The sequence below is a fragment of the Aquimarina agarilytica ZC1 genome (assembly GCF_000255455.1).
In the GTDB taxonomy this organism is placed as follows: domain Bacteria; phylum Bacteroidota; class Bacteroidia; order Flavobacteriales; family Flavobacteriaceae; genus Aquimarina; species Aquimarina agarilytica.
In genome coordinates this window covers 86,005-109,220 of the sequence record NZ_JH621249.1, presented here as the reverse complement: position 1 = coordinate 109,220, position 23,216 = coordinate 86,005, and the positions used below count along the sequence as shown (strand labels likewise).

Sequence of the window (23,216 nt, the reverse complement as noted above, 5' to 3'; positions counted from 1 at the left end):
TTTCCACTATGCAAATGAATCTGATAAATATTTTCCACTATATAGGGCTGGTCAATCCATTTTCGTGGTAACGAAGTTTATCTGAAATCAATTTTACAATCGCCTCATTTTTGGTTTTGTAGATATTATTACCTTCAAAGTCCTGTTCATTAAGCAACATTTTCACTTTTCGACCTTCTTCCTGGTCAATAAACTTTTTACAGGCTCTAATGAAGGCAGCGCGACTGCAACCTTTAATACGTTGCTCTCGCATATTAACGTAGACAAAAAAGCTTTTTTGAATCTTATACTGTTGCTCGGTAATTTTACCCATTGCAAAGGCATTGGAACATAATTCGTATTGCTCGTCTACAATGAGCTGCGCGATGCGTACCATTTGATATTTTGGTATGCGCTCTCGGTAACGCGTCACATCATCTACCTGATGATGCAATCGTAACCACGTACAGTTTTGCCATTCAGAAGTGGTAATTTTTGCAACAGATTGATGGGTAAGTACAATATCAATTCCTTTGTGACGAACAGTACACAATGCACCTATCATCGATTGCCCTTTTGCACCTGTCATATAATGGTCGATGTCGTCCAGGACGACAAGCCCATTTTTGTAGTGCTTCATAATTTTGGTAATGACTTCTTTTTTCTGGTCATTATCCATAGGCGAACCGTCTGGATTAAATGGACGAATGCGTCTTGATGATACCTTTGTAAGTGCTTTGAGATGATTAGGACTCACAGTTCTGAATTGCGGATAATCATCATCATTGGTATCAAAAGCCAACACTTTACGACCTTTTTTGCCCATCACGAGATGGTCCATCATATAATGCTTAATCTCTTGTTTGTTACGGTAGGTCTTACCAACGCCTGTTTCGCCACAAACTAGCATAATCATTGGTTGGCGTTCTAAATCTTCCTTTTTATAAGTAATAGGTTTACGACCGCGATTAGATGTAGTTCCAGCCATTACGAATTGTTTTGTAGTTCTTCGGCAACTTCTAAAATGGGTAGGTCTTCATCGACTTCTTCTGCTTCGATGTCTTCGATAGTTGATTCTGGTTTACTGATTTTTTCTTGAATAGGTTCTTTTTCCGACTCTGCTTTCGCGAAAGCATATTCGTTATTCTTTTCAGCTTCCTCAGAATCTTCCTCCTCAATATCATCAACTTCTGTTTCTCCTTTTTCCTGACGAACAATATCGAGAATACGGTTTTCAAGAAGACTATTTTCTGCACGCACTTCCATAACCACTTGTGCTTTTTTAATTAAAATAGAAATAATCGCACCCATTAGTTGCTGTTCTGGAGTGAGTTTTTTCGCTTTCTTTCGTAGTACTTGAGCCAGTAATGGTCTCAGAAGTGCTTGGTCTTCTGTGTCGAGTTTTATGCGCTCAACATTCTTATCATTCTGCTGGTCTACAACTTGAATGATTTCTTCAAACTCATAGAACTCCTGATGTTTTTTGATTTTAACGAAGTAACCACCACCTACAGCAAGAACGTTGTTGGACATTCCTAAAATAGCATCAGCCGCCTGATTTGCTTGCGCGAGCGGAACTTCAAAATCTTGGTCGGTTACTGTATCATCCTCATCTGTATCAAATCCGTTTCCATTGATATCTTGTTCTGGAGCATCAAGTGGTTCTTGTGCTTTCTCTTTTTCGACCTTTGCTTCAACCGAACTTCTAAAGTCTGTTTGGGTATTTCCGCTGCGTGTAGGTTCTAATTCTTCTAGCGTTTTCTGCTCTTGTTCTGGTTTCCAGACATTCCAGCTTTTTTGTTTTTCCTCTTCGGTTTCAACAGGACGTTCGCCACCTATATCTTTTTCTATAACAGGCTGATTGAGCGGACTGCTATCTTCGTTTTGAAGCTGTTCAAAATTAATTTCTTCTGGGCTTGCGGTAAGGGCATCTTGTACCTCTTTTGCGATGTTATCTTGCATAGGCTAGTTCAATTTTGCAATAAAATTGATAGTATTGTTTTCTAGGATTTTAAACTTCTCTACAAAAGGCTTGTAGAATTGTGGGATGGACAGAATCTCATCACATTTATGATAGTTGTACAATATGGCACGTTTAGACTGATTAAAGCTTTCTCCAATTTTAGCGTAGCTAGAATCTGTATATTTTTTGAGTAGAAAATAACAACACATACGTGCCTCACGATACTCCTGCACAGTACTTGTGTAGAAGTTGTCTTCTTTTAAATCGAATACCTCTATACTTTGCGAAATGATAAATACGAGAAGGAGTTTTACTTTCTCCTTGTCTTGGGTAGTAAGCTCTGTATTACTGGTTAAGCTGTCTATGACTTCAATGGTTTTTTGAAGTCCAAACTTCCCAATTAAGGAATCTATACTTTGTTGTAAATCGTGATAATCGTATGCTGTTTTTTTCATTGGGCAAACGCCGAATTGTTTGACAGGCAAAGTATATAAAGTTGTTTTACAGCGTATTTATAATTGATTTACAGATTATTTACTCCCGTTTTCGTTTGAGTAGGTGGTAATGTTTTTTAACTTGTGGGGTTTAACTTGTTATTATGTACTTACGGAAACTGAAACTATGGAACTTTAGAAAATTTGGAGGAGCTAAGCCATTTAATTTACTTGAACCTAATCTTGATTTGAACTTTTCAACTGGTGTCAATGTTTTGATAGGACAAAATGATTCTGGAAAAACCGCTATCATTGATGCTATAAAACTTGTTCTCAAAACACATAGTTTTGAATGGTTAAAAGTTGTAAACGATGACTTTTATTTAGATTCAGAAAGACTCAGGATTGAATTAATATTTGATGATTTAGATGCAGAAGAAGCTAAAAACTTTACAGAATGGCTTGGATGGGCTAAAAAAAATGGAGAAGAACCAAAACCCTATTTGAGACTTATTTACGATGTAAAACGAAATGTTATCGAGAATAAAATTTTGCCTGCCGATGTAAAAGCTGGTGTTGACCCAACTGGATATCAATTAACTGCAGAAGCCAAAGATTATTTAAAGACAACCTATTTAAAGCCTTTAAGAAATGCTCAAGCAGAACTTGTTCCTAGAAAAAATTCAAGGTTGACGCAAATTCTCCAAGAGCACGATGCTTTTAAAGGTAGAAATAATGACCACCTGCTAGTTGAACTTTTCAATAATTTCAATCAATCAGTCGAAAAATATTTTTTAGGCGTAGCACAAAATGGAGTGCCATTGCCACCGCACGAACAAAATGGGAAGGAGCTGAAAGATGAGATAGATAGTTACATAAAGTTATTTTATGATGGATCAAAAGAATCGGCCTTTGGTGTAAAGGGTAACAATCTAAAAAATATTTTAGAAAAGTTGGAATTATCCATTAAAGACGAAATTAATCCAGGCCTAGGAACACTAAATCGTTTGTTTATGGCTTCGGAGTTGTTACATCTTAAAAAGAAAGATTGGACGGGTGTTAGACTTGGTTTAATTGAAGAGTTGGAAGCACATTTGCATCCGCAGGCTCAAATGCAAATTATCGAAGTTTTACAAAAAGAAAGAGACATACAACTTATCCTAACTACTCACAGTCCAAACTTAGGATCTAAAATACAACTCGAAAATCTCATTTTATGTGCAAATGATAGTGCATTTCCAATGGGCAAGGAATACACCTGCCTTGAAAATGAGGATTATAAATTTCTTGAAAGATTTTTAGATACTACAAAAGCGAATCTCTTCTTTGCAAAAGGCGTTATTATGGTCGAAGGTTGGTCTGAGGAAATGTTGCTCCCTACGATTGCCCAAAGGTTAAAGGAACAAAATGTAATTCAGAAAAACTTGACGGAGGCTGGTGTCTCAATAGTTAACGTAGCGAGCACAGCTTTTCAGAGGTATTCAAAAATTTATTTGCGTAAAGAACCTACTTCGAAGAAAATAGAAATTCCAGTAGCTATTATTACTGATGTAGACATTAAAGCATATGAAGAAGAAATAAAAGTTGGGGCGGATGGCAAAAACTACAAATCCTACACAAAAAAAACTGCGGTAACTGTTCTTGAAGATTCAATAAAAGAAGTAGCAAGATTAGAGTCCGATTATAATAAGGATAACATAAAGTGCTTTGTGGCTAAAGACTGGACATTGGAGTATGCGTTATCAAAATCCTCATCTGTCGGTAAGCTTTTTAATGAAGCATTGATGGAGGTACATCCAAAAATTAAGGAAGGCTCAGTTGAAGAAGAACTTGGCAAAAAGCTAATCAACAAGACTCTTCATAAGACTGAGTTAGCATATATATTGGCTGATAAAATCGAAGAAAATAGTGTTTTACCTATTAAAGAAGACGATGAAAGTATTAAGTACTTGGTTGATGCTATAAAATACGTGTGCAATGATTAAAGTTACCGCAGAGGACATATTATATTCAGAATCTATTTTATTAAAACCTGGTCAAACATTTGACCACGAAAGGCTTTCCTACATAAAAAATTTTGAAACATTAGACTTACAAGCGGTTCCAGGAAGCGGTAAAACCACAGCATTACTCGCCAAGCTGCTTATTTTAGAAAAGCATCTACCATTAGAAAAAGACAGAGGTGTTCTCGTATTGTCTCACACTAATGCAGCCATAAACGAAATTAAAGATAGGATAGGTCAACATTGTCCTAAACTTTTTTCGCATCCAAATTTTGTTGGGACTATTCAAAGCTTTACCGATATTTTCTTAGCAATTCCGGCTTACGGAATTAAATACAAACAAAAGCCAATTAGAATAGATAATGAAATATATAATGAAACCATTAGTAGAATATTTGGTTACAACAAATTTGGTTTTGTTAAACAAGAGAAAAGTAATGCAATTTATTATAATAAGAATTTCAATGTTTTGTTTTCTTACAGATTCAAGTTTAAGAAAGGAGTTTTACAGTTAGTTAAATCTATTTCGGGAGATGCACTGGAAATAAAAACACCCAATAAAAGAAAAGAAAAATTTACAAGTGTTGAATTGGATAGAATAGCTGAGTGGCTATATGTAACAAAGCTCAAAGTTCTGGAAGCAGGAATTCTATGTTATGATGATGCTTACCTTTTGGCAGATATAATTCTTTCGGAAATTCCATCCTACATTTCACTATTACAAAAACGCTTTAAATTTGTGTTCGTTGATGAAATGCAGGATATGGAAAAACATCAATTCGATTTACTTGAAAGAGTATTCATTGGCGCAAATAGCATTTCATTCTATCAAAGATTAGGTGACGTAAATCAATCGATATATTCAAAGGCATTAGACTCAAATCTTATCTGGAGTCAACGTTCTAAAAAATTGTTTATTTCTGGAAGTCATCGATTAAGTAAACCAATAGCCAAAATAGTTGAACGATTTGCTTTGACAGGATGTACCGTTCAGGGTAGAATGAAAGATTTAAAAGGAAATGAGATTGCTATTAAACCTATCATTTTCTCTTATAATTTAGATACAATTACTGATGTAATACCAAAGTTTGCAGAACATATACAAAATCTAATAGCTGAAGGTTCTATAGTTCATAATGAGAAAAATAAATATGAAGCTGTTGGATGGCGAAAACATAACGAAGACAATGCTAAAATTTGCATATCAGATTATTGGCCCAACTTTAGTTCAAGTGAAAAAACGAAAAACATTGATTATATTGTTTTAAAGGACTATCTGCAATTTTGTGAGAAGAATAATGCAACACTTGCTCCTGTTAGAAAATCATTATTAAATGGTCTTTGTAAAATACTTTATATTGAAGGAGTGAGGGATGAGTTTTCGAGAGTATATACAATCACAAAATTGATAAGATATTTTAAAACTTACGACAATAAAGAATACGAAGCACTAAAACTGAACCTATACAATTGGTGTGTTGCGCTAAAAAATGAAGAACTTGACACTACGCTCTCCGAAATAATAGCGTACATCCCACAATTTTTACATTGCTTCGGAAGACAGATAAACAAATCTACACAGTTTATCAATGGTTCCTCGGACATTGAAAATGTTGATGAAATTGAAGAATACGAACATTCGTATTCCAATAATGGCATTGATGTAAAAATTGGTTCCGTACACTCTGTAAAAGGACAAACCCATACGGCTACATTATACTTAGAAACATTTTTTAGTAAAGGTGCTGGTAATTATGAATCTGAAAGATTACGTGAGCAAATAAAGGGACTACCAATAAAGGAACACCTGGAAGGTTATAAAGGCGGTAGTGTTGATAAAATCGTTCAATCTGCAAGAATGGCTTATGTCGGTTTTTCAAGACCTACACATTTACTTTGCCTCGCGATAGAAAATTCTCGACTTGAAAAGTTTGCGAATGAAATAGACAAAAACGATTGGGATGTCATTCAAATAAAAAAAACAGAGGCAGAAGATAGTTAGTATTATATAAATAGTGTGGTGTGACATATATTCAAAAATATTTAAGTAAAAAAGGCGGTATTTTATCTGGAGATTTAGCCAAATATATACAGAAAAGAAAAGGAATTTCAAATGATGCTGCTCGAAAACAAATTGAGAGACTTGGAAGTCCTATTCATAAATTAAGTGGACTTTTTTCAGACAAGAAAGTTTTTGTTTATCATTCGGATAATTACCAAACAGAAGCATATTATCTTGATTTATTAGAGGCGTTTAGAACAGATGGCAAACGATGTTTTTATCTTCTAAATGCTTTAAAATATCATCACGGCCTTCTTCCGGTTAACGAACTCGCTAACTATACTCTGAGTCCTGTAAATGCAATAAAAGGACATATGAAGTTTTCCACACTCATAGAGTTACTCAAGAAGCATAATTTAATTTCAGAAACGATAAATGGGGAATATCGACTCAACAGTTCTTTTACAGAGCACCAAAAACCTAATCAAAGACACATACAAGGAATCCAACTATCAAAGAAATTAGTACTTCAACAATTTGAAATTTGGAGCAAAAACATAGGTATGGTTTCATTTAAAAGGGGAAAGAACAATAATATAGTTGGTGGTTTTCAATTTGGTTTTACGGCGCCATCATATATAGATGGTCTCGTAGGCTATACCAGTAAGATAAAGAAACCTGGTTTTTTGGTCGCGGACATTTTAATTGGGAATACTACAAACGATACGACAATTGGATTTTTTACACGTAAAATCGCAACTATTAAAGCCTCTAATCCCACATTGAAATTGCTACCTGTTTTGCTCGTAGATGGAATTTCATCAGAAGGACTAAATCAGCTAAAAAGTAAAGGTGTTTTAGTCGCATCAATTAAGGAATTGTTTGGGAAAGATTATAGCGACCTACTTAAAAATTTAATTAACACCGTTACCAATGCTGGCGCAATACTAAAAACTGAACCAGAGAAGTATTTAAATTTAATGAAGAAGCTAACGAAGCTTGTAGATGGGAAAACAAACAATTTGCGGGGAGATTTATTTGAATTAGCAGTTGGATTCTATTATAGCAAGTACTCTCAATCCTTAAATATTGGGAAAAGAGTTCCAGTCGTAGATTCAGTTAGAACAAGAGAGATAGATGTTCTCGCAAGTACGGAAAATGAGATGTTTATTATAGAGTGCAAAGGATATAATTATCCTATTGATGCTGAATATATAGAAGCGTATATTTCGGAAAAAGTTAGAGAAATTCGCGGATGGCTCAACTTAAGATTTCCAGAAAAACGACATCGATTTGAAATATGGAGTACTGGCGGATTCACGGATGAGGCTTTAATAATATTGAAAAAAACTAAAGAAAGCGTCAAAAAATTTGACTTTGATTTTCTGGATCAAAAAGCGATTATGGAAAAAGCTAATCAATTAAATGACAAAAAGTTTAAAGAGATTCTTAGAGACTACTATCTGAAGGAATATGTGTAATAGCAAAAAGACCAAATTGATACATTTAGTCTTTTCTTTACTTTATTGTTTCTCTACCGCATACCGATACCTAAAAACACTAGTCCTAACCACACGATACTTCCCAATAATTGTTTCCCAACCGAGTTTAGACTTTAATCCTAAATCTTTAAAGGTAGAACGCCCTATGTCCTGAGTACGTCCCATTTTTACCAACTCATCCAAAATAGCCTCGTCAGTAGTAGGCTTTTGAACTCCTTTTTTTGGAGCTATTGTTTCAATAGCTGGTGCTTCTTCAAGAGCTTCTTCAATTTCGTTGAACTCAAGCTTATCTGCATATTCTTCATCTATATCTTCTAGGATTTCGAGGTCAAGCTCCTCCAGTTGTTCTAGCAAATCTCCTTTTTCACAATCAGAAACGGTATCTAAGAGTTTGTACATTCTGTCAAAAATTTCAATTTTATCTTGAATCGGTTCCAGGAGTAATTTTTTATCGAGACTGTTATTCTTTAGGAAAGTTTTATGTTCTATTTTTTTCATAATCTATGCGGTTACTGGGATAAGTTGTTCTTTGTCTTGCATTGCATTTTCAATGATATTTGAGAGTGCAGCGGTGGCGAGTGAGGTGGCGATAATGATACCTGTGGTTTTTAAAAGTTCGGCACCTTTTGGTATTTGAAATTTGAATTTTTCTTGCTGGTCATTCTTCCCTAAATTGTAATAAATAAGCGCCTCTGCAAAACCTATGGCGAGTCCTGCGCCCGTGATAATCAATACTTTCTTATTCATACTTATTTCTTAGCTTTTTCTTCCATTTTATCGTATCTCTCTTTAATCTCTTTTTCGCCAGCTTCAGCACGTACAAAGTTGATTCCGTAGGTATTCATTATACCTCGATAGGCACGAAGCAGAATCTTCTCAGCTTCCTTTTGCATCTTTATATTTTCTTTATGCGCTGGAGGAATTAGATTAGCAATAGCGACAAAGTGATTTTTGATTTTAGTATGACGCATCGGCTTGGGTTTCTTAGGCTGATTTTTGCGCTTTTCTTCATTGTACTTCTTAATTTTTAGCCGACACGCCTTAATATCTTTACTTAAAGCATCCAGTTCTTTTTTTACCGTTTTATTCGGTTTTTTAGGCTTTTCAGAAGCTTTCTTTTCTGGAGTAGTTTCCTTTTCATCTTTTGCCACCTCTTTTTTCTCCGTCTTTTTCGGAGCTTCTTCTTTTGACTTTTTAATAGCTTTAGGAGCGAGACGTTCTACCAGCAAAAACACTTTTTCAATATTCTCTTTGGCGATGTCTTCAAAGGCTTTTTTATCAGACGTGGCGTTGTAGTCGTCCAGAATATCCTGAACGGCAGTTTTCAACGCTTCAGGTTGAACGAGGCTCATATCGAGCGCTTGTAATTGTAGTATGGTCATTGTTTAGTTTTAAGCAGCGATTAATAATTCTAGTTCCAGAAGCTCAAGCGCTCTGGCACGTTCTTTCTCCTTGAGGCGAATGATTTCGGTATCATTCTTTTTAGCCTTCTTTTTGGAAACCTCTGGATGTAGCATTTTATAAAGCAAGGCATCTGCCTCTTGTGCCTTAGCATCAGGCTTACTAAAATTTTCCGAAGTAGATTTAATGACTTCCCAAGCTTGTACTGGATTCAGTTTACTACCTGTGAGTTCTACAATTTCCTCTTGATTTTTTATCTGCAACGCTTTTAAAGTGGCTTTGTTTATTTCTTTGGTTTTATACATCATCTATAATTTATGGTCTATGGCATATTCTTGTTGGTAGAGCGGTTCTAGCGACCAGAAAAAATCATTGGCTTCCTCTTGATTCGCATAATGAATGGAACATAATTGCGGTGTTCCATCCATCTCAAAACACTCATATCTGTAACATTGCACAGGACGTTCGATATCTGAAATATCGATGGTAGTCCAGCGCAGGATTAAGGTGTTTTTTCGCTTTTGCGAAAGCATAACTCGAAAATCTCTACACCTTTCAGCGCATCCTTTATTGATTTCAATAGCTCTATCCATTATCCGTTGAACTACTTGTGGTTCCAGTTTAATTTTTGGTTTTCGCATCCAGTTGTTTTTTATAATTGGTAATGATTTGAGAGACCTCTTTTACGGCAGATGCCATCGAGTAACTCTGTTCAAAGACGAAGGCTTTTTCGTTGACCGCTTTCGCGAAAGAGTTACCCATACTAGCAGAAATCGTCCCTAAACCTGAAGGAATGGTCAACCCAAAATAATTGCTCATCGCCACCAGAGATTTGAAACCTCGATAGCGAAAATACCTGGGGTCGCTGCTCATTAACAACAGCTGATTTTTATCCAGTTTATCCTGAAATCGCTTGACGCGCACGCAACCCATTGTGACCTGATTATTAAAGGATGTGCCTAGCATCACATTCACTTCTACCGAAACACCACGCAACTCCATAAACTCAACCAACTCAGCGCAAGCAAGACCTACATAAAGTAAATCGTTCCCTTTTACCTGTGCATTTGCACCTGCCATCAGGTACAATTGCAACGATGGATACGATTGCTGTTTATCCTGAAAATAAGCGTACACACTTTTTACCGAAGTCTGGATTTGTTTGTTGCGCAGCTCAATATTCATTTGGCTTACAGAAGTGTCAAGCGGTGTTCCAGTATTCACAGGAAACTGCTGAAACAAAGCCATTGCAGCACGTTCAAAAGAGAAAACGCCCAGACCTCTATCGTTATACGCCATCTTGGGTTTTGGTATTACGGCATCGTTGAGATACTGAAGGTACTCGGCAAGCTTGTCTTTGATTTTAGGCTGAATTTTCTCTACCAGAGGCATTCCCAAAAAGGTGCGATGCGTTTCTAATTCGGTTACATCTTTGGGCGCTGGTGTGCCGTACCAATTTGTACCGTTTTTTATATTATCGCTCGTGCTTTGCGTTACCCAATCCCAACGCGATTGGTTTGCGGTAGATAGTTGCTTGACTTCATCATCTACAAATGCATTAAAGGCAAACACACTATCAAATAAGAGATAGTTGTATTTGCCATCGTTACTTGAGATGGTATGTTTTTGTGGTGCGCTCACGTATGCTCATAAAAGTAATTTTTGTGGTGCTGTGAGTTGCGTAATGGGATTGTAGTTTGGGACGTTCGTTCAAGATATATGGAATAATTCCTATATACTTGTTTAGATATTTTTAACTTTAGAAAATATATAGATACTGTTTAAATGAGAGAAAAAATAGAGGCTTTAGTCAATTATACAATGTCATTAGATGGCGATGAAAAGGGTGAAGCGCAAGTGTTTTGTGACAGACTTTTTCAAGCTTTTGGACACGATGGATATAAAGAAGCTGGGGCTACTTTAGAATTTAGAGTAAAAACTAAGAAAAAGACCAATTTTGCGGATTTACTCTGGGAAGATAAAGTTCTCATTGAAATGAAAAAGAAAGGTGCTAAACTTCAAAGTCACAGAACACAAATTTTTGATTATTGGTGGAAACTTAGACCATTACAACCTAAGTATTCAATCCTTTGTAATTTTAAAGAATTTTACATCTATGATTTCTCCATTCAAGATGAGCCACTTGATATAATAAAGCTAGAGGATCTTCCAGATAGATATACTGCTTTCAATTTTATGTTTGAAAAACCAGAAATACCTGTTTTTAAGAATAATCTAGAAGAGGCAACTCGTAAAACAGCCAATATTGTTGCTGATGTATTTAATTCCTTGATTGAGAGAGGAGAAGATAGATTAGTAGCACAAAGATTTATGTTGCAGTGCATATTCACAATGTTTGCTGAAGACTATAATCTTTTACCAAAAGATATTTTTACTCAAATCTTAATTGATTGCCAAAATCAAAAGGGTAATTCTTACGATTTAATAAATCAACTTTTTACTCAAATGGATTCAAGTATTCCAGCACGAGGTGGACGTTTTAAAGAAGTTGAATATTTTAATGGTGGTTTGTTTTCAAATCCAGAAGCTATTGAGTTGACAGACTGGGAACTAGATAGAATGAAAGATGCTGCATCAAGGAAATGGAGTCAAGTCAATCCCGCTATTTTTGGAACTATTTTTCAAAGTAGTATGGGAGCAGAAGCAAGACACGCATTTGGAGCTCATTTTACTAATGAACTGGATATTTTAAAAATTGTTCATCCAACTATAATACGACCGTGGCGAGATAAAATAAATAAGGCTAAGACATTAACAGATATGAAGCTACTAAGGAAGGAGCTTTCTGAATATCAAGTTTTAGATCCTGCTTGTGGTAGTGGTAATTTTCTATATGTTGCTTACAGAGAATTAAAGCGCATTGAAATGGAACTTTTAAATAAAATTCACGAAGATTTTCCTAAAAGCGCTTTTGAAATTGGCACACAATCCATTGTTAGTATTAAACAATTTCACGGGATGGATTATAATCAATTTGCTGTAGAATTAGCCAAAGTCACTTTAATGTTAGCTAAGGAAATAGCAATCAATGAAACTAAAGATTGGGTAAATACTATGCAGGTAGGTCTTGGTTTTCAGATGGAAGAAACTCTTCCTTTGGACAATATGGACGACAATATTATTTTCTCAGATGCATTATTTACAAACTGGCCCAAAGCAAATGTCATAATAGGAAATCCTCCATATCAAAGTAAAAATAAAATGCAGAATGAATATGGAATTGAATATTTAAATAAACTATGGAATGCTTATCCTGAAATTTCTGGAAATGCTGACTATTGTGTTTATTGGTTTTATAAAGCTCATAAACTACTCGATGAAGGTGACTATGCAGGATTAGTAGGTACAAACACTATAACACAAAACTATAGTCGAGAAGGTAGTCTTGACTATATCGTGAAGAATAACGGAACAATCATAAACGCAATAGCTAGTCAACCTTGGGAAGGGGATGCTGTAGTATTCGTTTCAATTGTAAATTGGACTAAAGGAAAGTTCCCGAATAAAAAGCAGTTATATGTAGAAGATCAATATAAGGAGCAGAAAGAATATGTAGTAGATATAATCAATAGTAGTCTATCTCTTCAAATAGACGTTACTTCTGCGAAAGTCTTGAGCTGTAATACAAATCCAAAATCTGTTTTTCAAGGTCAGACTCACGGTAATAAGGGCTTTCTATTAACCGTTAATAAAGCACTGGAATTAATAGAACAGAATAGCTCATACTCAGAAGTTGTAAAGCCATATTTAAATGGTCAAGAACTTGTGGGAAATTTAAAAAGTCAACCAAAAAGGTTTGTTATCGATTTTAGGGATATGGATGTTATTAAAGCTTCAACGTTTGCAGCTCCTTTTAAAATAGTTCAGACCGAAGTATTACCTATGCGTCAGATAAAATCCGATGACCAGGAGAAAAAAAATAAGGAAGCTCTTGAGAAAAATCCAAAAGCAAAGACAAATAAACATCATATTAATTTTTTTAATAAATGGTGGCAACTATCCTATGGTAGAACGGATATGTTAAATTCAATTAGTAAAAATAAACGAGTAATTGTTTGTTCCAGAGTTTCTGCACGTCCCATATTTGAATTTATGTCAACAGAGATTAATCCAAATGATGCTTTGACAATTTTTAATTTTGATGATGATTACACATTCGGTATAATTCAATCTCAAGCGCATATTCTTTGGTATCAAGAAAAATGCTCTACTATGAAAGGAGACCCAAGATATACTACCGATTCAATTTGGGATACATTTCCCTTTCCTCAAAAACCGACTATTTCGCAGGTTAAGAAAGTTGCGAAAATCGCCAAAAGCTTACGAGAGGAAAGAAACATACTAATGGAGTTGCACAATTATACATTGAGAGACCTTTATAGAATCCTTGAACAACCTGGTTCAAATCCGCTCAAGAAAACACATAAAAAGCTTGACGATGCGGTAATGGAGGCTTATGGCTTTGATAAAAGAAAAGATGTTCTTTCTCAATTGTTAGATCTAAATAATTTTGTTTTTTCAGAAATAGAAATTGGAAACACAGTTGAGAGCCCTGGGATTCCTAACTGTATTATAAAAAGAAATGAAATAATTTCAGATGATTGCGTAAGATTAACTAAATCATTGATCCTTTAAAAAACTCCATTTTAAATTATGAAAAAAACTAATGAAGAAATAAATGCTCCTAATGATTATTTAAGTAAAAGCTTTTTTGAAGAATTAAATTATAAAATGTGGTCAACAAAAGGATCGCGGTTCAACTGTGACAAAAGACTTAGAACTAAAGGCAAAACTTCAAATGTTGGTTTGGCTATCATTTCAGCATATTTAATAATTGCGAGTTTAATTACAGTTTTTGGATTAGAATTGGGGATTAGTCAAAATGCCCTTAACTTCATAATTACTGGTCTCTCTATTTTGGTTCTCGTTTTTAGTCAATTTGAAAATGCACAGAATTATGAATTAAATGCAAAGATGCATCACGACAGTGGATTAAAAATATCAGAATTATATAATGAGTTAAGAATATTCAAGACCCTAAGAGAAGACCCTTCTAGCTATGAAATGCTCAGTTTCGCAAAAGATATAACGAAAAGATATGAAAGCGTTTTAAATACTTCTGGCAATCACTCTCGTATAGATTATGATAGATTTTTAATGACTAACATAGAGTATATGAAAAGGACAAATCCTGATAAAGTTAAGAATCTAAACAAAAATGAAATTACACTTCGATATTATTGGAATGTTTACGGATGGTATTTCCTGCTAGTAACTATACCTCCTTCGTTATTCATTGCAATTAACACATTTACCCAATCCTCCTCTTAAACTCTGTAATAAAAGCCTGCTTCATTCCGCTACTTTTATAAGAGTTTAAAAAGCCTTCCAGGTTAATTTCTGTCTTGATGTGTTCAGCTTTTTCCTTGGTCATTGCTATAAAATAGCTGTGTAGAGAATCCTTGAGCGTTTTGCCATTTGGCATTTTACGGTAGGTCTTTCCAAACTCATCTTTCATTCCTGTTTCTCGCTTCATTTCAAGCTCGTAAGCGCGTTCAAAGTTAAGCATTGTGCGAAGTGTCATAATATCTTCGGTGTCGTCATCGCCAGCTTCTTTACCTTCGTATTTGAGAATGGATTTTCTAATGTTAAGGCAAATATCTACTACCGCAGGATAAACGAGTTGACGTTCTAAAGTTTCGTTAAAACCAATGCGGTAAATACAACCACTAAAACGGTCAAGCAAAGATGCATCTTGTTTGTTATTTCCAACGTAGTTTCCACTTGCGCCTTTACCTATGACATTTCCTGTAGCGATACAACCAAAGTTTCTATGCTTCTTAATTGGTTCATTATTCCCATTGAAGATAATAGCATCTTCACGTGCGCTTTTTGCTAAAGCATCATTTAGCAATCCAGCGGTATTGGCATCCAACTTGGGCATTTCGTCCAGGATTAAAATTTTACCATCACGCCAAGCTTCTATAAGTGCGCCTTCTTTGTAACCAGAAATGGTTTGTCCTCCTTTAATATCGATAGGCGAAGTCCATTGGTTGCAATTCACAATGGTAAATGGTAATTCTTGACCATCGTTTTCCCCTCTTCCTTTTATCGCATAAGCAATTTTTTCGCCTATGGTGGTTTTTCCTGTTCCGGCACTTCCAACCAAGTATGGATTGTTCCCAACACTTAAATCATCCATAATTTTCATAAACTGTGGAATCTGCTTTACTTCTGGGATATCTAATTTTCTGTTGTTCATTATTAACTTCTTTTTGCTTTTCTGAAGAGCTTATCGGCAGCTTCGTTTGCTCCTTTTTTTGTGGAGTAGATACTATCGATTACAGATGCATCTAATCCTCGTCTAAACTTGTTTTTGAGTTCCTGCATCGTTGTTGGTTTTCCATTAAATATGTCTTTGCGACTTCTGTAGAAAGGTGTATAAACGATGTACATTTTGTTAGGATTCACTTTCATCAAAGAGTTGCTAATTGTAGTTGGTTAATTAATTCATCAATAGCCTCGATAGTCGTAATAGTGTCTTCATAGAACACACGACCTAAATCCTGTGCAGTGTACTTTCCAAAAACAAATTCGGCATTACCATCTTCGTGTAGATTGTTTAAAATGAAGTAGCCTAATGTTTCAATCGCATCGTGTAAAGGCAAGTCTCGAACTTCTTCTACAATGGCATTGAAATCATCTTTAATTCCTGTCTGAAGAATTGCCTGTTTCCAATCTTGGTATGGCTCTTCCACATTTTTAAAAATTGGAATCAACGAATAGTTGTATTTCTCTTTGTCTGTTAAGGGACGATTGTAAATGACCAAGCCAAATTCATTATCTACAGATGGTTCTTCGTAGTTCACAAAACCAATGGTAGGATTACTTTCTTGGCCGTAAGCCCGACCTAATTGATATTTATAAGTGCCTTTTTTCTGTTGAGTCTGTGCTTTCCAATCGGTTTCATTTTCAATTTCCCAATCTTCCAGCTCACGGGCTTTACCCATATACTGCACTTGAAAAGCATCCAGTCGATTCAGAAACGCTTGCAAGTTTTCCAAATGCAAAGCTCCAGTCATATCTCCTGCATTTTGCACAAAGTCTGGTAATTCTTCTTGAGATTGCCCAGGTTCACGCCTTAAAAGTGAACGTAGCTTTTCATCGATAATCGCAGGATATAAGTCCTTCTTATCGAGATAGACTTGGTAGTAATTGTCACTTATTCGCTTAGCGCGAAAACTTAACTTATGGTCTGCAAAGAAATCATCTAGTTCCAATTTACTGATAATCGGATAGGCTTCTGACACAGGAAGCAATGCCGTATCTGCTTCGCCTTCTTTACCGAAGTCTCTGTGTAAAAGAATACCATTTTTGATAGTTCCTTCTTTGGTGTTGTATTTAATCAGTTTGTTTTGAGTACCGATTTGACCTGAAGCGCCTACGATATTTTCGGTCAAAATATGACGACGCTCTCGTTTAGAAGAAGCCTTTTTAATGAGGTCATTCCATTCCAAATTCACCATTTGAACATCGGCATCTGAAATACCACGACTCTCGGTAAATACTTGACTGATGAAACTTTGTTCAGCAGGCTGTAAACTGTAAGTTAAAATCTTTCGAGAATCCGTAACACCAAATTTTAAACTGACATTACTCAATGTGTATGGATTCTTTCCAGACTTTCCAATGCTGACACCTAAGAAGATTCCCCAAGATGGTTTGATAGTGGTTCCTATAAATGGAACTCGCACCACATCACCAATATTCCACATATTGATATATCTTAAAATGATACGCTGAATGTTTTCCAATCCAGCCATATACGTAGCCAGTTGCGATGTCTTTTGATTGATAAGCGCTTCTAGCTTGTTCCAGTCCGAAAGTATCTTTTCATTTTCTTCCTCGGTTTCTCCGCTACCACGTTCAGGCAAAACGTCTCGGTCTTCTTTGAGTTTTTCAATGACCTTGAAACGTTTAGCTTTTCGCTCTTCTAACAGTTTAGGATACGCCTCGTTGATTTGGTCTTCTAACTTCAATCGCACCTGAACAGGCTTCTCTCCATTTAAGGCTTCTTGAATACGCTGGTCAATATCTTGTTTGGTAAACGGACGTTTCAAATTATTGACAATGGTAATATCACGCACGGTATCTTTCCCGAAAGGTGTTTGTCCACCTTGACCTTTTTGAAATAAAAACCGCTTTTTCACTTCGGCATCGAGTGGCAAAAATTCCGTTTCTAAATCATAAGTTCCTTGCTGTTTTTCTAACTTGATTTGATGGTCATAACGTTCTAACAAATCATCATACAAAGCATCTTGTTCTTCAACCTTTAATAGTCCAGCTCGTCCAGTAAGTTGGCGTATGGCTCCATCTTTAAAACCATTACGCTCATAAAAAATATTTCCTTGTTTATCGGTTCGTTTTTGATAGGTAGGATAACCGAGCTGTTCCATCATTTCTTGATTCTCATCGACCCAATTCCACGCTGCGATGTCTCCGTATTTGTTCAGAAAATCAGCACTTTTTAGTGTGTCATCATTGGTTTTTTGAGAACCTGTGGTATTGGCATCCAGCGATTTTAGTTTCGCTTTAAGCATTGTCATCAAACGCTTTTCGGTCGGAATATCACTCGTGATGTAATAGTATTCAGGTAAGTTTACTTGTCCAGTACGGTTGATACGCCCACGTTTTTGAACTTCGGTATTGATATCCAATTCAAACTGGTGCACAATCATCGCTCGTTGGCGCTGGTCTTTAAAATCCTTACTGGCGTGTGCCGATGAGCCAGTACTACCGCTTTGATTGATAAGTAGTACATCGTAATCACCACTATTGAACAATCGGAATGACTTTTCAGTATTACTTCGGAAGGATTCTACCACCGCTTCATCATCGGTTAAATCGATACGCTGATTACGACCTGTGACTTCGGCTACTTTGAAATACATATCTGAATGGCCGCCTAAATGCTTGGGTTTCTTTTCGGTTTGTAATAAATGGATGAGCTCGTCAATAGGTGAGATTGAAAGTCCAGAGCTTTCCAATAACATTCGTTTTTTGATATCTTGATATTTCTCAATCCCGTTTTGAGGCAGTTCTTCTAAAGCAATGCGTTCTCTTGTTTTCTCGCCATCAATCGCTACATAATTATAGTTGAAAATGCCGTCTAGTCCTTTGACTAAGGTTCTGGTAAAGTCTAGCTGTTCTTCAGGAATCACATCACCACTTACCAAGTTTAAATCTTTCAAAAAAGCACCCATAGTCGATTTAAAAGCAATGACCACTTTCTTATCTTCTTTCAATAATTTGACGGTGTGTGCTACTACATCTTTAACCTTTAAAGCAAATAACATTTGGTCAATGATGTTGAACACTCTTGAAAAATAAGGCGATTGTTTTACTCCAAGTCCTCTCGGTTTAGAAGACATATGTTCTCCTTGCGCTTTCGCGGAAGCGTGCACTTCAGCCAACAATGGTGCAACAAATTCCTGTTCAAACGCAACCACTTCATTCATCAAACTAATAATTCGGTTAACACTCGCTCGACTTTTGCTACGTTGTGGTTCTGCATCGAGTGTGATGTAATCGACATTCATCCCTTCATTAGAACGTTGCCTTCTAATGAGCTGACCACTTTCTGATAAATTGGAAGCTACAATTTCTTGCAAAGCTAAACCGCCACTTGTCATAGAACGAACGAAATTGGAATCGGTCAAACCCGTTTCGGCAATCGCTGTTTTCTTCGCATAGAAAGGCATCACTTCTGGATATTTGGCAAAAGTAGCACTTAAGAAACAACAGGCTTTAGTTTGTGGTAATACCTCACGCATCCAGGTACCGATGATAGAATCAAATCCGCCTGCCATATGCGATTCATCTAAAATGAATGCAAGCTTCTTATATTTCTTGCTTCCATCGATACCATTAGCCACCATTTTTTCAATCCACATACGTTTATATGGATGCGCCGATTGCACTTGTGAATAGGTCGCGAAAATCATATCGTAACCGAGTGGCAAATGGTCAAGCGTTTGCGGAATTTTAATCGTTGGTACTTTGTCTGGGTCTGGCAATTTCTTCCCAATCTTTTTGTGGTATTCAATAGACTCTGGACTTTCGGTAGGGAATTCAATTTCATTGGAAATTAAATCAGCTTGAGCCGAACTACTGAGAGGACTAAATACTACATTACCATCCGCATCTTTGATTTTAGCATTGGTATCTGTATTGATGATAAAAGGTCGGATATTCTCAAAACCTATCGCTTTTAAATCACGATACATATCGGTAAACAAGTCTGGTTTCTTGGTAAAAAAGACAGGAATATAGTCGTTCATAACTGCGTGTCGTATCACCGCAGCAGCCTGCCGACCTTTACCTATTCCTGTCTGGTCTGCTATAATAATGCCTTGCTCTTTTTCAAATTGCTTGAGGTATAAACCAACTGCATCTACTTGTTCCGCTCCTAAGCCTTTCCAGAGTTGTTTGGTAGATTCATATTTGAGTTCGTTACGTACATAATTGTCAATATTTCCTTTTGCCTTGACGATACTATTCAAGGACTTTTGCACCTCAAAAGCCATATTACGCGGAATAAGCGTGTTCATTCTGTACGGTGCTTTTGATTTAGGAATGTATTCTACCAAAGCACTTTCTTGCGAGGCAAGCTGTGCAACTTCTTCGGCATTTTGCTTGAAGTCCGCCTGTTCTATTTCTAATTCTTGATTACTCATTCTGGTGTTGGGCTAAGGCTTCTAAATAGGTTCGCAATGTGATTTCTGAATACAGTTGAATCGCTTCTTCTTTGTCTATTCCACTTCCATAAAGCAGAGAATCTTGTGGTGCGCTTTCATCGAGTTTATCCCAACTTTCTTTAAGTGTCCAAAGTGCGAGTTGCATCTTGTCAGTCTGTGCTAAAAAGTCTGCAATTTCGGCTACCGATTTCCCTTCGGTATAGACCAGCTCCAGATAATCTTCAATAAGAGCAATTGGGTTGTCGCCTTTCGCGAAAGCGTGTTCCACCAGTTGGTGCAGTTGAATGTAAAGTGCTGCTTCGTGGTCTTCATAGCGTTCAAAAGGTTTTGTATTTGTAACCATAAAGAGCTTAGCGCTCGTATTGTTTGGCATTAATTGATTGTTGAAATAAATCATTGTGTTTGTGCAGTTTTTAGCTGTTGAATGATAGTGTCTATATTGGGCTTAATATGCGATTTGGTTCGCATCCACAGGTCTTCAAAAGTCTCGACCATATCTTCAAGATGCGGTTGTTCGCTTTTGTTAGGTGCAACTCCTGCAGGTGTGGCTTTGCGACCGCCGATGAGAATGAGCATCGTTTTGGTAACAGCGCCTTGCTTGTTGTACAACTTGTAGCTGTTCATATTGATGATGTCATCTACTTTATAGTGACGGTACAACCAATTGAAAAACGGACGGTATTTGGCAAAGAGTCCATCGTCGCCAAAATAGACGTGTCCCATAATGATAATGGCAGCCTTACCATCGTCTTTCATTGTGTACAATGCAAGTCCAGCCATTAAATGCTCAAGACGGATATGATTAGCCAATCCGCGATGTTTGTGGAAATACTTTTGAATGATACGTTCCTTATCAAACTTCGTATCATCCCAACTCGCAAAGGGCGGATTAGTCACTACAACGTCGTGAACTTTATGCATCATTTCTGGAAATGGCTCTGCTGCATTTTCAGAGGTTATTCTACCAAAACCTTGGTATTCCAATGATTGCTTTCGGCTTTTGTCAATTTCGTTAACGTGCGTTATTCTTGGGTTTGCTCCGACGAGTAATAAACCATTCCCAGCACTTGGTTCAAAGATGAATTCGGCTTTATCCATTCCTGTGTATTGTGCGACGATGGCTCCAATAGGGCAAGGTGTAGAATATTGTTTGTACAGTTCTTTACTACTGTCAGAATAGGCATAAGTCGGTTGCACATTATTCCAGAATTGAACCATCTTTTTAAGTCGTAGTTCAAAAGAAATCGGTTCTTTGTATAGCATTTTGTACCATAAAAGCCAACTGAGTTCCACCGCTTCCCAAAGTGCGCCCATAGTGGGTGCATTGGTTTCTTCTTTAAGCTTTTCAATTTTCTTTTTAGATAGACGTTCCGCTTTCGTGAAAGCAATATGCATAATAGCAATGACTTTATCGAGATAGTCGTTTGGAACTTCTTTTTGCTTAGATGGTTTGGGTTCTGGAATAGTCGGAACAGGCGATTTTGATTTATGGTTTTCTAAATAATCAACGATGACTCGTTTGGAACGTTCCAAACGATTGATTTCCCATTCAATATCATTAAAAGCTTCTTTTGATTTTTTATCAGTTTTGGGTTTGTTGGTTTTAGGATTAATGTATTCCGTTTGCTGTTCTACCAGCTTCAGTAAAAGGTCATCGATGATGATAATTCCTTTTTCTAAATCGGCTACTGGTCTGGAATGTTCTACCGCAGACCACCATTGGTGTCTGTCATCATAAGCGCCTATTTCCGATGCTAATGTTGATACACTTTTATAACCTGTATGAATGTTTACATAGGGATAATCTAAATCTGTTGGAAAGCCCAATGTTTCAAATGCTTCACGACCACGAGATTCCCATTCTCTAAGTAATGCACTACGGTTTACAAACATTCCGTAATCTTTGGGATGTGCCATTTGCGATAATTGGAATAAGGCCAATGGAGAAACTTGAGAAAGCGTGTCATCATTGATTTTGTATAGTTGCGGAAACTTAAATTTTAAGAAATTGCCATCGCCAATATTAAGTCCGCCAGATTGAAAAGGCTCTCCAGCTTGAGAAGGGACAAGCACATTAGGAATGATGTTGTCTCGATTGAAAATATCCTTAACGGTTACGAGGCTTTCGTCCTTGCTGTTATCGGAATCAATTGGTGCACCATCCAAAAGCTGGGTTAACTTACTCATTGCTACGGTTGCTATTAATCTGGTGTCCGCATCTAGGTCGTTAACCCAATCTTTGAAAATTAGGACGGCTTTGTTTAGGTGATTTTTAAAAGGAAGTTCACGTGTTTGTTCTAGGGCTTCTTCTAAATCATTGATTGTTGTGGCTATGATTGTTTCGGCTTCGCCTTCTAGGTTTTTTTCTAGTTCTTCAAGTGTTTCAATTACGGAGACTGTAGTTTCTCTCAAAAGATTAGCTTTTGGTTTGGCTGTTTCTGGTTTGTTTTCTTCCGTAGTAACTACATTATCTTTTTCTAAAGGCAAACCTTCTTTTATACTTTCAATTTCTTCTTGCGGAACGCGTTGAATTATTTTACCTTCTTTAAAAAGCTCACGAGCCTTTCGCTTATAGTTTCGTGGATAAACCTCAATATGTTTAAGTGCATCGCCATATTGAATCATTGCAAAATGGGTGGCAATTTCTAGAGCAACTTTTTTGTAAGAATCAAACAGAACATAATCTTGCTGTTGCGCTTTTTCAGTTCCTTGAAAGTAGATGGTAATGACACTAAACTTATTGGCATCTATATTTTCTAAAGAGGGCTTAAAAGAATGATAGATATTAACCGTTTCCCAATCACCATTATTTGAAAGCACCTCACTTAAGGAAGTAGCAAATTTTTGATACGCAGGATGCGCATCTGCATACCATTTTAGTGGATTGCGTAATGCTTCCTTAAAGCCTAGTTCCTTTAGGAAAGTCGCAAGCTTTTGAGGTAGCTCTTCGCTAAAGGAAAGTTCTATGCCTTTTTTCTTTTTATTTTCTGTAATCGATAGCTCCATCTTTGTCCTTCATCTTAAAAACTCCTCTCTTTAGGAGATAGTTTTTAATAGTGATTCAGGATAAATATAATTTTATGAGACTCTGAATTGACTTAACAGAAATGTACCTTGGTACGTTGGGATTATTTTAAAATTAATTGGAAATAGG

At 36.4% G+C, this 23,216-nt stretch carries 19 protein-coding genes; 5 read left to right on the top strand and 14 right to left on the bottom strand.

Annotated elements, in window-relative coordinates; genetic code table 11:
- Positions 1-37 precede the first annotated feature (37 nt).
- The 3 genes from KQA_RS0203380 to KQA_RS0203370 are packed head-to-tail and all read right to left on the bottom strand — an operon-like array spanning position 38 to position 2,427.
- Positions 38-967 carry a zonular occludens toxin domain-containing protein gene (locus KQA_RS0203380; RefSeq protein WP_010178077.1) on the bottom strand — a complete coding sequence of 310 codons (930 nt, stop codon included), beginning with the start codon at positions 965-967 and terminating at the stop codon, positions 38-40.
- Positions 967-1,941: a hypothetical protein gene (locus tag KQA_RS0203375; RefSeq protein WP_010178075.1), complete on the bottom strand. Its 975-nt coding sequence runs from the start codon at positions 1,939-1,941 to the stop codon at positions 967-969. The genes KQA_RS0203380 and KQA_RS0203375 overlap by 1 nt, the downstream gene beginning before the upstream one ends.
- Before the next feature lie 3 nt (positions 1,942-1,944).
- Positions 1,945-2,427 carry a hypothetical protein gene (locus KQA_RS0203370; protein WP_232285843.1) on the bottom strand — a complete coding sequence of 161 codons (483 nt, stop codon included), beginning with the start codon at positions 2,425-2,427 and terminating at the stop codon, positions 1,945-1,947.
- A gap of 113 nt (positions 2,428-2,540) precedes the next feature.
- Between KQA_RS0203370 and KQA_RS0203365 the strand changes: the two genes are divergently transcribed.
- The 3 genes from KQA_RS0203365 to KQA_RS0203355 are packed head-to-tail and all read left to right on the top strand — an operon-like array spanning position 2,541 to position 7,862.
- Positions 2,541-4,361: an ATP-dependent nuclease gene (locus tag KQA_RS0203365; protein WP_010178071.1), complete on the top strand. Its 1,821-nt coding sequence runs from the start codon at positions 2,541-2,543 to the stop codon at positions 4,359-4,361.
- Positions 4,354-6,381, top strand: a complete 2,028-nt coding sequence (locus tag KQA_RS18430; protein ID WP_010178069.1) for a UvrD-helicase domain-containing protein — start codon at positions 4,354-4,356, stop codon at positions 6,379-6,381. Before KQA_RS0203365 ends, KQA_RS18430 begins: the two co-directional genes overlap by 8 nt.
- A gap of 20 nt (positions 6,382-6,401) precedes the next feature.
- Entirely contained in the window at positions 6,402-7,862 is a 1,461-nt protein-coding gene (locus KQA_RS0203355; protein WP_010178067.1) for a hypothetical protein, read from the top strand.
- Positions 7,863-7,904: 42 nt separating this feature from the next.
- On the opposite strand, the gene KQA_RS0203350 is transcribed toward KQA_RS0203355, so the two are convergent.
- From KQA_RS0203350 to KQA_RS0203325, 6 genes are read right to left on the bottom strand one after another with little or no spacing between them, the layout of a single operon-like run.
- Positions 7,905-8,381: a hypothetical protein gene (locus tag KQA_RS0203350; protein WP_010178065.1), complete on the bottom strand. Its 477-nt coding sequence runs from the start codon at positions 8,379-8,381 to the stop codon at positions 7,905-7,907.
- Between the two features lie 3 nt (positions 8,382-8,384).
- Positions 8,385-8,630, bottom strand: a complete 246-nt coding sequence (locus tag KQA_RS0203345) for a hypothetical protein (RefSeq protein ID WP_010178063.1) — start codon at positions 8,628-8,630, stop codon at positions 8,385-8,387.
- A gap of 2 nt (positions 8,631-8,632) precedes the next feature.
- Positions 8,633-9,265: a hypothetical protein gene (locus KQA_RS0203340; protein WP_010178061.1), complete on the bottom strand. Its 633-nt coding sequence runs from the start codon at positions 9,263-9,265 to the stop codon at positions 8,633-8,635.
- Positions 9,266-9,274: 9 nt separating this feature from the next.
- Positions 9,275-9,589, bottom strand: a complete 315-nt coding sequence (locus KQA_RS0203335; protein WP_029209437.1) for a hypothetical protein — start codon at positions 9,587-9,589, stop codon at positions 9,275-9,277.
- Between the two features lie 3 nt (positions 9,590-9,592).
- Positions 9,593-9,925, bottom strand: a complete 333-nt coding sequence (locus tag KQA_RS0203330) for a hypothetical protein (RefSeq protein ID WP_010178057.1) — start codon at positions 9,923-9,925, stop codon at positions 9,593-9,595.
- Positions 9,906-10,925, bottom strand: coding sequence for a DUF7192 family protein (locus tag KQA_RS0203325; RefSeq protein WP_010178055.1), 1,020 nt, complete (start codon positions 10,923-10,925; stop codon positions 9,906-9,908). Before KQA_RS0203325 ends, KQA_RS0203330 begins: the two co-directional genes overlap by 20 nt.
- A 144-nt stretch (positions 10,926-11,069) precedes the next feature.
- Between KQA_RS0203325 and KQA_RS0203320 the strand changes: the two genes are divergently transcribed.
- Together KQA_RS0203320 and KQA_RS18425 are read left to right on the top strand one after the other, a co-directional pair.
- Positions 11,070-13,940 (top strand): class I SAM-dependent DNA methyltransferase, encoded by a 2,871-nt coding sequence (locus KQA_RS0203320; protein ID WP_010178054.1) that lies wholly within the window; start codon positions 11,070-11,072, stop codon positions 13,938-13,940.
- Positions 13,941-13,958: 18 nt separating this feature from the next.
- Positions 13,959-14,636, top strand: a complete 678-nt coding sequence (locus KQA_RS18425; protein WP_010178053.1) for an SLATT domain-containing protein — start codon at positions 13,959-13,961, stop codon at positions 14,634-14,636.
- Here the strand turns inward: KQA_RS18425 and KQA_RS0203310 are convergent.
- The 5 genes from KQA_RS0203310 to KQA_RS0203290 are packed head-to-tail and all read right to left on the bottom strand — an operon-like array spanning position 14,617 to position 23,068.
- Positions 14,617-15,567, bottom strand: a complete 951-nt coding sequence (locus KQA_RS0203310; RefSeq protein ID WP_010178051.1) for an AAA family ATPase — start codon at positions 15,565-15,567, stop codon at positions 14,617-14,619. The genes KQA_RS18425 and KQA_RS0203310 overlap by 20 nt on opposite strands.
- 2 nt (positions 15,568-15,569) lie before the next feature.
- Positions 15,570-15,761, bottom strand: coding sequence for a hypothetical protein (locus KQA_RS0203305; RefSeq protein WP_157366576.1), 192 nt, complete (start codon positions 15,759-15,761; stop codon positions 15,570-15,572).
- 20 nt (positions 15,762-15,781) lie between these two features.
- Positions 15,782-20,041, bottom strand: coding sequence for a strawberry notch C-terminal domain-containing protein (locus tag KQA_RS0203300; protein WP_029209435.1), 4,260 nt, complete (start codon positions 20,039-20,041; stop codon positions 15,782-15,784).
- Positions 20,034-20,435 (bottom strand): hypothetical protein, encoded by a 402-nt coding sequence (locus KQA_RS0203295; RefSeq protein WP_232285842.1) that lies wholly within the window; start codon positions 20,433-20,435, stop codon positions 20,034-20,036. The genes KQA_RS0203300 and KQA_RS0203295 overlap by 8 nt, the downstream gene beginning before the upstream one ends.
- A gap of 20 nt (positions 20,436-20,455) precedes the next feature.
- Positions 20,456-23,068, bottom strand: a complete 2,613-nt coding sequence (locus KQA_RS0203290) for an N-6 DNA methylase (protein ID WP_029209434.1) — start codon at positions 23,066-23,068, stop codon at positions 20,456-20,458.
- Positions 23,069-23,216 lie beyond the last annotated feature (148 nt).

Bases quoted from the DNA above. Each gene is read 5' to 3' on its own strand.
- KQA_RS0203335 (WP_029209437.1), bottom strand. From the start codon at position 9,589: ATGTATAAAACCAAAGAAATAAACAAAGCCACTTTAAAAGCGTTGCAG.
- KQA_RS0203365 (WP_010178071.1), top strand. From the start codon at position 2,541: ATGTACTTACGGAAACTGAAACTATGGAACTTTAGAAAATTTGGAGGA.
- KQA_RS0203345 (WP_010178063.1), bottom strand. From the start codon at position 8,630: ATGAATAAGAAAGTATTGATTATCACGGGCGCAGGACTCGCCATAGGT.
- KQA_RS0203295 (WP_232285842.1), bottom strand. From the start codon at position 20,435: ATGCCAAACAATACGAGCGCTAAGCTCTTTATGGTTACAAATACAAAA.
- KQA_RS0203320 (WP_010178054.1), top strand. From the start codon at position 11,070: ATGAGAGAAAAAATAGAGGCTTTAGTCAATTATACAATGTCATTAGAT.
- KQA_RS0203290 (WP_029209434.1), bottom strand. From the start codon at position 23,068: ATGGAGCTATCGATTACAGAAAATAAAAAGAAAAAAGGCATAGAACTT.
- KQA_RS0203310 (WP_010178051.1), bottom strand. From the start codon at position 15,567: ATGAACAACAGAAAATTAGATATCCCAGAAGTAAAGCAGATTCCACAG.
- KQA_RS0203305 (WP_157366576.1), bottom strand. From the start codon at position 15,761: ATGTACATCGTTTATACACCTTTCTACAGAAGTCGCAAAGACATATTT.
- KQA_RS18425 (WP_010178053.1), top strand. From the start codon at position 13,959: ATGAAAAAAACTAATGAAGAAATAAATGCTCCTAATGATTATTTAAGT.
- KQA_RS0203340 (WP_010178061.1), bottom strand. From the start codon at position 9,265: ATGACCATACTACAATTACAAGCGCTCGATATGAGCCTCGTTCAACCT.
- KQA_RS0203375 (WP_010178075.1), bottom strand. From the start codon at position 1,941: ATGCAAGATAACATCGCAAAAGAGGTACAAGATGCCCTTACCGCAAGC.
- KQA_RS18430 (WP_010178069.1), top strand. From the start codon at position 4,354: ATGATTAAAGTTACCGCAGAGGACATATTATATTCAGAATCTATTTTA.
- KQA_RS0203380 (WP_010178077.1), bottom strand. From the start codon at position 967: ATGGCTGGAACTACATCTAATCGCGGTCGTAAACCTATTACTTATAAA.
- KQA_RS0203330 (WP_010178057.1), bottom strand. From the start codon at position 9,925: ATGCGAAAACCAAAAATTAAACTGGAACCACAAGTAGTTCAACGGATA.
- KQA_RS0203350 (WP_010178065.1), bottom strand. From the start codon at position 8,381: ATGAAAAAAATAGAACATAAAACTTTCCTAAAGAATAACAGTCTCGAT.
- KQA_RS0203300 (WP_029209435.1), bottom strand. From the start codon at position 20,041: ATGAGTAATCAAGAATTAGAAATAGAACAGGCGGACTTCAAGCAAAAT.